The sequence below is a fragment of the Bacteroidota bacterium genome (assembly GCA_016721765.1).
GTDB lineage: Bacteria > Bacteroidota > Bacteroidia > UBA4408 > UBA4408 > UBA4408.
Genome location: JADKHO010000001.1, coordinates 2218718 through 2230057, shown reverse-complemented (window position 1 = coordinate 2230057; position 11340 = coordinate 2218718). Strand labels below are relative to the sequence as shown.

The 11340-nt window shown below is 37.9% G+C and carries 9 protein-coding genes; 8 read left to right on the top strand and 1 reads right to left on the bottom strand.

Annotated elements, in window-relative coordinates; all coding sequences use genetic code 11:
* The first annotated feature begins 350 nt into the window (after window positions 1-350).
* The 8 genes from IPP32_08285 to IPP32_08250 all read left to right on the top strand — a co-directional run bounded on the left by IPP32_08285 (window position 351) and on the right by IPP32_08250 (window position 8101).
* Window positions 351-1949, top strand: a complete 1599-nt coding sequence (locus tag IPP32_08285; GenBank protein MBL0048075.1) for a hypothetical protein — start codon at window positions 351-353, stop codon at window positions 1947-1949.
* A gap of 520 nt (window positions 1950-2469) precedes the next feature.
* The gene (locus IPP32_08280) at window positions 2470-2823 is read left to right on the top strand and encodes a hypothetical protein (protein MBL0048074.1); all 354 of its coding nucleotides are present in this window, start codon (window positions 2470-2472) and stop codon (window positions 2821-2823) included.
* Window positions 2824-2890: 67 nt separating this feature from the next.
* Window positions 2891-3313 carry a DUF3830 family protein gene (locus IPP32_08275; GenBank protein MBL0048073.1) on the top strand — a complete coding sequence of 141 codons (423 nt, stop codon included), beginning with the start codon at window positions 2891-2893 and terminating at the stop codon, window positions 3311-3313.
* A 416-nt stretch (window positions 3314-3729) separates the two neighbouring features.
* Window positions 3730-4185 carry a nuclear transport factor 2 family protein gene (locus IPP32_08270; GenBank protein MBL0048072.1) on the top strand — a complete coding sequence of 152 codons (456 nt, stop codon included), beginning with the start codon at window positions 3730-3732 and terminating at the stop codon, window positions 4183-4185.
* A gap of 307 nt (window positions 4186-4492) precedes the next feature.
* Entirely contained in the window at window positions 4493-5269 is a 777-nt protein-coding gene (locus IPP32_08265) for a CPBP family intramembrane metalloprotease (GenBank protein MBL0048071.1), read from the top strand.
* Between the two features lie 180 nt (window positions 5270-5449).
* Entirely contained in the window at window positions 5450-6631 is a 1182-nt protein-coding gene (locus tag IPP32_08260; GenBank protein MBL0048070.1) for a beta-lactamase family protein, read from the top strand.
* Between the two features lie 310 nt (window positions 6632-6941).
* On the top strand, window positions 6942-7400 hold the full coding sequence (locus tag IPP32_08255) for an SRPBCC domain-containing protein (protein MBL0048069.1): 459 nt from the start codon (window positions 6942-6944) through the stop codon (window positions 7398-7400).
* 122 nt (window positions 7401-7522) lie between these two features.
* On the top strand, window positions 7523-8101 hold the full coding sequence (locus IPP32_08250) for a YdeI/OmpD-associated family protein (protein ID MBL0048068.1): 579 nt from the start codon (window positions 7523-7525) through the stop codon (window positions 8099-8101).
* A gap of 747 nt (window positions 8102-8848) precedes the next feature.
* Here the strand turns inward: IPP32_08250 and IPP32_08245 are convergent.
* Window positions 8849-11266, bottom strand: a complete 2418-nt coding sequence (locus tag IPP32_08245) for an outer membrane beta-barrel protein (GenBank protein MBL0048067.1) — start codon at window positions 11264-11266, stop codon at window positions 8849-8851.
* Window positions 11267-11340: the final 74 nt, after the last annotated feature.

The following is an 11340-nucleotide window of genomic DNA, read 5'->3' as shown; positions in this document are numbered from 1 at the left end:
ACTACTGACTAATTGAGTGCCCTTTTATGCCAACATTTTAAAGTCACGGCGGTTTGCGCATTCGCCATTTGCCAAAATATTATGTCATGCACCACCCCTAAGCTCATATTCTGGAAGCGTTTCAGCCTTGTATTATAAAAAGACCTACATTAGTCATTGAATCCAAAAATAAAGCAAATGAAAAAAAAGGCTATAGGTTTCACGGCTGTTCTGATAATACTATCCTTTCTTCTATTGATACTCGATGGATGTAAAAAAAGAGTCTTGAAATTGAAGCGCAATCTAGCTCAATAAATGATACCGTAAGCGTTGATGCACTTACTGAAGAAGATATACAGGCCATTGATGCCATGCGCATCGACACTATTGCCAAATTCATTGACCTTCGCTTTTCTGACGGCTCAAGCGTACGTAATTTTTTAACGCTTCACGATTCTGTCTTTTTAAATCAATACCCAAGCGGAAAGACAAGTATTAACAACGATTTGGATTATAAAAATGCTATGTTGATTTCAAGAATGCTCGCATTTGGGTATCACCTCGAAGACAGATCCCAACATGTTTATAATGAAGCTTTGCCAAATCATACAGGAGTAGCTTATAGCTTTGGTTCTAAACAATACTTTATAAGAAAAAAACCTAGAGCTGGAACTTGTAATACTCAAGTAGCATATCACGGTCTTGATTGTTCAGGCTTTATTTTTCAATTGGCCGATAAAGCAGACATGCATTTTGACACCTCTCAATTTGAATGTGGTACAAGCTATTTAAAAAATGCCCAAAACTATAACAATGCTTTTACCGGTATAGAGTACAGTGGGCTTAAAGCAGTAAATATTGGTGCTAGAAAACTAGCCGATTTGGCTATTGGCGACATTATTGTTTGGAACTATGGACATTGCGGAATCTGTGATGGTAAGATAGGAAACGATATAGGAATGCTTAATTGTTCCGGTTATTCAAGTGAAAAATGTGAAAAGAATTTTTTACCAGAAAGAGGAGTGGTTAGAAAAGTACTAACGGAGGGTTATCTTAATAATTATAAAGGAGGTTCTCAAGTAATAAGATTCACGGGAAATTGCTTTGAATTAGCAGCTGATACTAACGTTAGTAATAATGGTGTTGAGGTATGGGCTTCTGGCGGAACACCTCCTTTTAAATTTAGCTTGGATGGAGGGGCATTTGAAGAAGTAGGCAATTTTGTATTTAACTCCCCCTATAATCCGCATAAAACCTATTTAAACTTGTTGCCGGGGCCGCATTATGTAAAAGTAAAAGATATGTTGGAGTGTGAGGATTCTCTAGCAGTGATAATAAGCCAGTGTAATGGAACATTAAATCTTGCTGTTAATCGAACTGGAAAAATTCTTACAGCCACAGCAACTGGTGGGGCACCACCCTATCAATTCAAGTTTTATAATGAGCCATATTCATCAAGCAATATTTATAATATGGAATACGAAGGCAGTTATAGTGTAGTTGTAAAAGATATAAATAATTGCACCGACACCCTTGTTGATTGCTTTAGTGATGTTGTTATAAATAGTATCACTTGCACTCCTATGAACCTTATTGACATTCACCCAAACGGTAACTTTTCAATTAGCTACTCAACTGCTACAGGGCTAATTCCTTCCTTTTTGATTTTTAATAACAATGAGTACATTTTAAGTAATTGGCTTATCACAGGAGGCAACAGCAGTTTCTATATTCCGAATCTCAACTATTGCAGTTCTAGTGGATTTCAAGTTCCATATACCCATTCACAAGGTTCTGGCACAATTTATAATCGCACTTTATATTTTATATTAATCAATCCGGATAAGGTTTTAGGAGCAAGTCAAATTAGCTTTCGACTTGGTAATTATTGCAATGGAACTTCGGCATGCCCTTTAGGGCCTTATCATCAGGATGATCTTTGGAGCTCTGTCTATAGTTTTAGTTGGTAATTTCGATCACTCTTCCCCACTAGTCCTCGTTTTCAACGATGACTTTTAAAATTTGCGTTTATTCATCTTTTGTTTATTACTTTAAGGTATTCATGATTCGGCTGCGCCTTAATTATTCATTTTGTGTTTGTTTTTTAATGTATTTATGATGCGGCTGCGCCTTAATTATTCATTTTGTGTTTGCTTTTTTATTGTATTCATGATGCGGCTGCGCCTTAGTTGCAAGGCATAAAAAAAACAATTCCGATTTCTGAAAGCAGTTGTATTGAACGAGCATAAAATAAATCCTTCTGTACCCCCGAAGTGTAACTTCGGGGGATGATAGTAGTTAGCGCTTTGCTCGGCATTTAAACACATATTATATTTAAAGCACCTCAATTATCAATCAACAATCAAATTTTCGTTACCACCAGCCAAAGTACAATCGCTTTCATCTCCGCCCTACCAAAAAAAGAATTTCTTAATTTTATAACAGCTTAATAAAAGCCCGATTAACTTTTAATCCTAAATAAACATTCAAATGCCCGGCAAAATTTCCTGCTTAAAAATTATTGCCCTCTTGCTCATTTGTTCTTGCTTTAGCGCTTGCAACAAGGCAGATATTGCTGCCGGTACACCGAAATGCATAGCGCGAAAAATTAAGAAATTCGACAAAGAAACTTCCTGCAAGGATGCGGAAGTGCGGGAATACTTGTTTCAGGGCAAGGCGGTGTATACCTTTGAACCCGGCAGTTGCGGGGCGGATGAGAGTACTGAAGTGTTGGATGACAACTGCAATATGCAGGGCAATTTGGGCGGTATATCGGGTAATCGCATCATAAACGGAGAAGAATTTACAAAGGCTACTTTTGTGAAAAGCATTTGGAAAAAATAAATTTTGTGTCGCGCTGAAAAACTTTGGTAAAGCAAGCAAATACAACTATTAACCAATACATACAACCGTGCAAGGATTTAAGATTAGCAGCCCAGAAAACGAAAGCATACGTTTTGAATTTTACCTCGATGCTGCCCCCGCTACCTGTAAGGCATTTCTAGAAACCTTGCCTTTTACCCGCCCTTTCAAGCATGCGCGAGTTTCGGGAGCTGAAATTTGGATTGACGACGTGCCCCCTATCGATGTACCTCAAGAAAATGCCTCTGTTTTTACGGAACCCGGAGAAGTGGTGATTGGTCCGTCGAAACCTGCGCGAGCCAAGACGGCCAATTGTTTCGGCATATATTACGGAGAGGGCAAAGGATTGGATGCCTGCAATATTTTTGCAAAAGTGCTGGTAGAAGATCAGCAAAAATTGATTGAGCTGGGGAAGCGCATTTGGGGGCAGGGTTTTCAGGAATTAAGGCTTGAAGCTTATAGCACCGAATAAATTAATAGCGTCATTAACTGCAATCCATGCGCGAGTCACTGCGTTTGCTTTACCACCCCCTGCCCCCGCCGGCGGGGGATACTTATTGTTAGATGTCAAAAGATTGCTTCTTGCCAACGAAATGCCGCATTAGGGATAGCAGCGGAAATCCTTTTTTTGCGGGCATTTTGGGCCGAGCAAAAAAAGATTAGAGCGAATAGCCCGACCAGCTGCCGCTGGGAATGCCCAAGCTATTAAAACTGTATGTCATAAATTATTTCTCCGAATTTATCCTTATAATTAATTGAACATTCTATTTTTAAACTGTGCATAAACATTATCCCTTTGTTTGGCTCGGTAGTATTTTAATATATAAATTGGGAAAGTGTTGTTATCCTTAACTTCGTGTATAAATAAATGCCAAAAAAAAATCTAATATGAAAAATGCTAAGTGCTTTTTGATGCTTCTTTCTGTTTTATTTCTACTCCCCTATTCAGGAAATTGTCAAGTTAAATTGGAGGCAAACTCCAGCCTTTCGAGCTATATAATAGAGTTGGATAAAGCCGGTTGGGAAGCCTGGAAGAATAAACAAGCGGATTGGTTTGAACAAAATACAACAACTGATTTTATTTCGATAAGTGCGGAGGAAGTGAGTACAAAATCGGAAGTAATAAAAGCGACCGTTAGTGCCTGTGAAATAAAAAGTTATGTCTTAAGTGAAATCACCTGTACGCTGTTAGCGCAAAATTCTGTTTTGTTGAGTTATATCTGCACGCAGGAAGGCAGCTGTGGCAATGCCAAAATTCCTTCCAAAATAAGAGTTGCAGCCAATTACATTCAACAAAATGAAAAGTGGTTAGAGGCATTTTACATGGAAGCTAAAATAGATTGACATATCCAAGTAGTCCGCGTTTACAAAGCGTGCCTTCCTCATTTGCATGTATTCATTTTTTGATAATTTCTTAAGACATTCCTGATTCGGCTGCTTCTAACTGGTTAGGCAATAAAAAAACAATTTCAATAGAAGCTCGCGCTTGGCCGCTGCCGCAAAATACTGCGCGTCATTAATGAGAATAAATTTGTTTATTTGCTTCTTGTCGTCTTGCTTACAAAATTTGATGCGCCTGCCGAATAACATTTTTACTACCGCAAAAGCACTAGCGGCAGTACTTACAAGTTAAACAAGTTTTATAAATAAAATGGAAAGCACTGCCACACTAAACACCCAAGACCAAAAAATTAGCTTCGTCCGCTTATTTCTTTTCTTAGCTATTGCGGTGGTGATTTCCAATATATTTAGGTTTAACCTTTTTCATTTAAATGAAATTTTAGAAAGTCAATCGGGCTGGAGTTATTTGATAACAGAGGGAGTGCTGGAAGGAAGTGGAATTTTTATGGCCGGAATACTAGGATTGTTTTTGCTGCGCAAACAAAGAGCAACGAGCATTTCTTTTTGGGGCACTTCAAAAATAAAAAGCTTTGTGATGGCGCTAATTCCTACTGTACTTTTAATTGGCATTGGTGTGCAAAATAAATATAGCATAAACGCGCATTTATTTGGATTGATTGCCGCCATTGGAAGTTTTATGTATTGCATCATGGAAGAATACGGCTGGAGAGGCTATTTACAAGAAGAATTTAAATTTCTAAAACCAGTGGGCCGATTCTTACTCATTGGCTTTATTTGGTATGCATGGCACTTGGAATTTTTAAAAGAAACTACTCTTATTGATAATTTATTTTTTTTAGGAACGCTAATTTTAGGAAGTTGGGGAATTGGAAAAGTGGCGGAATTAACCAGCTCTATTTTAGCATGCGCTTGTTTTCACTTGATTGTGAATATTTTTATGTTTAATCATTTTTTTAATAATGCTATAAGCGGGGCCGGAAAATTAACGATACTCGGGATTTGCATTTTGCTTTGGGTGCTGATTCTTAATCGATGGAAAAAAGAGTTGATGGTGAATCAAGTGTAATCGGCCTCAACTTTTTCATGTAATCCTCACCCTTTACATTTCGTTCTTGCGGAATTTGAAATTTACCTTTTTTAAACATTAATTTCAATACCTCATTCTTCAGTTACTAAAGGGAGATTTCCTATACTTGTAGTGGACTTACAAATTGTAAAATAAAATTATTCCTCTCCCCTACTTTACATGAAAACAACAAACCTTTTTGCCATACTATTGCTACTGAATTTTGTTTGCTTTGGACAAAACATAGTTCAGCTCAACAAAAAAGAAGTTGCGGCCGGCGACTTAGATGCACGAATTAATTTGCTTATGAAGGCAGCGCAGGTGCAAGGATTGGCAATAGCTATATTCAATAACAACGAAGCGGTTTATAAAAAAACATTTGGCTATAAAAATGCAATTAAAAAAGAGCCCTTGCTGGCAAGTACCAATATTTATGGAGCATCCTTAAGCAAACCGGTTTTTGCGGTGATGGTAATGAAATTGGTAGAACAAGGGGTATTGGATTTAGACCAACCTTTGCAAAGTTATTTACCTAAACCCATTTATGAATACACGCCCAGCAAAAAATGGCACGATAACTATGCCGATTTGAAAGCCGATAGTGCGTATCGGAAAATTACTGCGCGCATGTGTTTGGATCACAGCAGTGGATTTCCGAATTGGCGCTGGGATGAAGCAGATCAAAAACTGCGCGTTAAAACTACTCCCGGTTCACGTTACGGTTATTCGGGCGAAGGAATGGTGTATTTGCAGGTAGTGCTCGAATATCTCTTAAACAAACCCTTGGAGCAACTGATGCAGGAAACTATTTTTACCCCTTTACAAATGAACAGTTCCTCCTACACCTGGCAAGCCCAATTCGAAAACGATTATTGTTTAGGCCATACTTCCAAAGGCGAAACGTATGAAAAAGATAAGGACAATGATGCCCGCGCAGCAAGTACCTTAGAAACAACATTCGACGATTATGTGCGCTTTACAACGGCAGTCTTGAACCAAACGGTGCTCAATGCCAAAAGCAGCAAAGAAATGTTTAGCCCTCAACTAAAAATAAAATCAGTGACTCAATTCGGACCCCTTCGCCTGCGCGACTCAACACTAAATGAAAGCATCGAATTAAGTTATGGACTTGGCTGGGGCTTACTGAAATCGCCCTACGGAATAGGCGCTTTTAAGGAAGGGCATGGAGATGGTTTTCAGCATTACAGCATTATTTTTCCGCAAGCCGGCACCGGCATTATACTCATGAGCAATAGCGATAATGCGGAGAGTATTTTTAAGGAACTGTTAGAAATTACGATAGGAGATATTTACACGCCCTGGCGCTGGCAGAATTACATTCCTTATGATTTAAAGGATTAACTGATTTGTTGATTAGCCGATTAGCCGATAAGCTGATTAACTGATGGATTTTTAAATACTTTGACTAATGATAAAATAAAAATTTCTATATCCCCCGCTGGCGGGGGTAGGGGGTGGTTAGGAACGCTGATTTGCTGATTATCCGATTAGCTGATTCACTAATTTGTTGATTTTATTTTAGCAATACCCTATCTGAAAGCTATGTGATCTATGTGCCTATGTGTTTATAAAAAGCAGGTTCATTTGATATGCTGATTTGGAAAAAATAAAAAACATTTCTTAATTTAAGCTTCCCTAAAAATTTATACACATGAAAAAATTACAATTTAAAGTAAGTATCGCTTCGCCCGCTGGAACGGTGTATAAGACCATGCTGGGCTTAGCGAATAAATCGAGCTATGAGCAATGGACGGCATTGTTTAATTCTACTTCTACCTTTGAAGGAAATTGGAATAAGGGAAGTAAAATGCTATTTGTTGGTACCGATGCCAAAGGTGAAAAGGGCGGCATTATTTCGGAAGTAGCGGAAAATATTCCCAACAAATTTGTTTCATTACGCCATTATGGTTTGGTGCAAGGAGACAAAGAAATTACAGAAGGCCCGGATGTTGAAAAATGGGCAAACGGATTTGAAAATTACACCTTTGAGGAGCAGGGTGGCAGCACATTGGTTACCGTTGATTTAGATGCTACAGCGGAATTTGTTGACTATATGGAAGAAACATACCCTAAAGCACTGGCTAAGTTAAAGGAAATTTGTGAGCAGTAAAATTTAAACACATAGAATCATAGGTATCACACAGGGCCACATAGAGGTAAGGCTATGTTCCTTATGTGCCTATGTGTTAAAAAAAAATCACATCGAAACAAACTTTATAGTTTAATAAAAGTATGTCTTTTCACGAAGTAGAAAAATTTTATCCCAAGTCGCGCAAAGCCTGGCGAAAATGGTTGGAAAAATACCATTCCAAAAAAAATTCAGTATGGGTAATTTTTTATAAAAAATCGGCACAAATGCCCACCCTCAGCTGGAGCGATGCTGTGGAGGAAGCCCTTTGTTTTGGATGGATTGACAGCGTGAAACGAACCTTAGATGAAGAACGATCCATTCAGTTTTTTAGTAAACGGAAAGCTAAGAGCACTTGGTCTAAAATCAACAAAGAGAAAGTACAAAAACTTATCGCATCAGGACACATGTTTCCGGCGGGATTAACAAGTATTGAGCTTGCCAAACAAAATGGTTCTTGGGAAATACTTGATAGTGTGGAAGAATTAAGCATGCCGCCCGACCTCTTAAGCGCACTCGAAGCAGAAACACATGCTTTAGAATTTTTCACTGGTTTAAGCAAATCGATTCGGAAAGCGATGTTGCAATGGTTGGTGATGGCTAAAAAAGAAGAAACGCGTCAAAAAAGAATTTCTGAAATTGCTGTGTTGGCGGGGAATAAAATGAAGCCTAAGCAGTTTTGATGGGGTGTGGATTTAAACACATAGGAACATAGAGATCATAGCTTTCACATAGGTATTGATGTTAATTAATTTAGCTATTGTGCTATCTTAAAAATCATAATCATCTTAATTGATCTGCGTTCTATATTGAAGGGAAATTTTTTAACACATAGGCACATAGAAAACATAGCTTTCACATCAATTTTCATCAGCTAATCATCCTTCGACTCCGCTCAGGATGACATTGGGTTACAATATTAACCCAGCATTTAATCAGCTAATCAACTAATCCGCTAATCCGCTAATCAACAAATCAGTTTTCAATCTTAAAAAAATCATAATCATCTTAATAAATCAGCGTTCAATTTGGGCGGAATTTTGAAACACAAAGGCACATAGAAAACATAGCTTTCACATCAATTTTCATCAGCTAATCATCCTTCGACTCCGCTCAGGATGACATAGGGTTTTAATATTAACATAGCATTTAATCAGCAAATCGGCATATCAGCTAATCGGCTAATCAACAAATCAGTTTTCAATCTTAAAAAAATCATAATCATTTTAATAAATCAGCGTTCCCAACCACCCCCTACCCCCGCCAGCGGGGGATATTGAAATTTATATTTTATTGCTACTCACACTAATTATAAACCCATCTTCAAATCGGCTAATCATCCTTCGACTCCGCTCAGGATGACATTGGGTTACAATATTAACCCAGCATTTAATCAGCTAATCCGCTAATCTGCTAATCAAAACATCAGTTTAACCCACTTTCACCCGATTCTTTTCCTCTTCTGCACCGCTTCTTTTCTTTACTTGTGCTCCGGACTTACCGAAACCATAGGAAAAAGAAAGCGTTGCTACTCGTGTTTCATGCCTTGCTAAGAAGCGAGAATTCACATTTGCAAAATGTACTTCGCCACTGGAATTATTCTTCCAAAAAATATCGGTGATATTCAACTTTAGTTGTCCTTTATTTTTTAGTATTTTCTTTTGTATCCCAAGGTCAGCTTCCCAACTGCCTTTCATTTCAAGTATTCCACCAATAAAACGGTGCTGATAAAAACCTCCTACCTCTACAGAAAAATCTTTGGGTAGAATAAAGGTATTTGTGCTATTAATATAAAAAGTTGGCCGAGCACGATTCAAGGTCACTCCTGTTAAAGTACCACTGTACTTGCTTTGCCAAACATCAATTTCGGTTGCGGTTTGAAACCATTTATTGAGTTGTGTAGAATAATTTATTGCTCCCAAATATTGTTCACCCCGCTCAATATTCATATCTGTTTGGATGGTTATTTTATCGGCGTCATCTTGCAAAAAAACAGTTTGAATATCATTTTTTGTTTGGCTGTAATTCAGTGTAAAAGTGAGGCTTGAATGATAGGTATAGGTAAGCTCACCTGAATATGTAAGTGCCGGTAACAAAAATGGATTTCCGGCACCGTAGGTGGTTTTATCCACATATCTTCGAATAGGATTGAGCTGTTGATAATCCGGTCGATGTATGCGCCGACTTATGGTAAGACCGGCTTCATTCTTATCGTTGAATGTATAATTCGTCGCCATGCTAAAAAAGGGTTGTAAATAGTTGCGCGAAAAAACGGAATCGTTCGACAACTGAATTCCTTTAGCCAAAGTTTGCTCCATCCGCAAACCGGCTTGAACATTTAGTTTTTCCCATTCCTTATTTGCATTCAGGTAAGCAGCATTAATGTTTTCGGAATAAATAAAATGATTGCTATTTGCACTATCGGGATAATCAATTTCAGCAATCCGGTTAAAATAACGTAACTCATTATCGGTAGTCACATAACTTACTTTTGTTCCCAATTCTAATTTTACTTGTTGAGCTAAAGGATGCACGTAGTCTGCTTTCACCGAATAAATATCCAGCACACCGCTTTGATCCCCATTTAAGATAGACTCATTTTGCAGTACACTTTGCGCATCGTAGAGATAGGTTGTAAAAATTTGATCGTTGGTATTTTGATAATGCGAGTAATCTACATCCGCCGAAAATTCCCTACCCAGTGAATCTAACTTATGTCGCAGATTAGCGTTTGCATTGTAATTGTACCAAGTGTTGTCTGTTCGGCTTTTCGTTGCAAAACTTCCGAATTCAACATTGTTTCCATCCTTCACATAAGTTGTGTTGTTGGCTTGGCCATTAATAAAGTTACCCATTCCACTGAGCTGAAACCCAACAGTTGTTTTCGTGTTCACAGTATAATCGGCACCGAAACGTGGAACATGTGCATCGGAAGGAAAGGTAGCATAAATGCGTTGATCATATACTTCATTCCCATAAACACCTTTATTAAAATTGCGTACATGCTGCGTTTTATTTATTCCTTTGCGGTGTGCATAATTATAACTGAAAAATAAATTCCAATTTCGATTCCGGTAATTTACATTTAAACCTGCTGATGCCTTAGCATAAATCCCTTGTCCATAGCTGCCGCTAAGCGTTCCGTTAGTACCCTGACGTTTATCCTTTTTTAAAATAATATTTATTATTCCACCGGTTCCTGCAGCATCGTATTTTGCTGATGGGTTTGTAATAATTTCAATTTTACTCAGGCTTGCGGAAGGAATACTTCTTAAGTAAGTTACCAATGCATCGCCGGCGAGTACGCTTGGTTTTCCATCTATCATGATTAAGGTTCCCGATTTTCCTTTAAGCAAAATACTCTCGTCTTGAGCAATCATTACCCCTGGAGCGCGACTTAAAATTTCCATGGCAGTGGAGCCTGCGTTTACAATACTGTTTTCGACATTCACAATGGTTTTATCAAACTGATGTTCTATAAAAGGCTTAATTGCTACCACCGAAATTTCTTTTAATTGTTTGGATTCACTAAGCAATTGAATAGCTCCCGCATCAAAATCTTGTGCTTGCAATTCAAACATTCGTCCGTAATATTTTTGATATCCCACATAAAGCGCTTGCAAAAAATAAGTTCCAACGGGAATATCCTCCAGCACAAAATTCCCTAATGTATCAGTAATCGCAATCTTTACTAAAGACGAATCTGCTTGCTTCAACACCATTACATTAACAAATGGAATTGCCTCGCCAGTTTGTTCTTGAATGTTACCCATAACCCTATTCCCATTGTTTTGAGCCTTCAAACAAATAGTCCAGCTTGAAAGCAAAATCAATAAAAAGCACTTCATATATCTTAAATTTTACTTGAATATAATTCTATTTTTTCGTTTCAATGCGCCGTCCTACAGAAAGCAGGAATGAA